General features: G+C 43.1%; 1 protein-coding gene. It reads right to left on the bottom strand.

Annotation, left to right across the window (positions count from 1 at the left end):
* Positions 1-248: IS3 family transposase (locus HC723_RS17260; protein ID WP_190339979.1), on the bottom strand; the 248-nt coding region annotated here is incomplete at both ends.

Below are 248 nucleotides of genomic sequence, written 5' to 3'. Positions count from 1 at the left end.
TAATACCGGATATATTCTTCAACATCTTCTTTCATTGCATCACGCGTTAAATAAACCACATTGAGTAGCCATTCATTTTTCAAGCTACCGAAGAACCGTTCGACGACAGCATTGTCTAAACAAGCTCGACGCTGACGCACAACAAGACCTAACTTACGCATGATGGTGCGAGTACGATAACGCCCGATAGTGAAGCCTTCTTCACGTAGTTTCTTAGCTAATTGACGAGAGCCTAAACTTCCACGACT

Source organism: Vibrio sp. S11_S32, from assembly GCF_014694465.1.
GTDB classification, from domain to species: Bacteria; Pseudomonadota; Gammaproteobacteria; order Enterobacterales; family Vibrionaceae; genus Vibrio; species Vibrio algicola.
The sequence above is the reverse complement of the archived record's forward strand: the minus strand, read 5'-3'. Positions and strand labels throughout refer to the sequence as shown.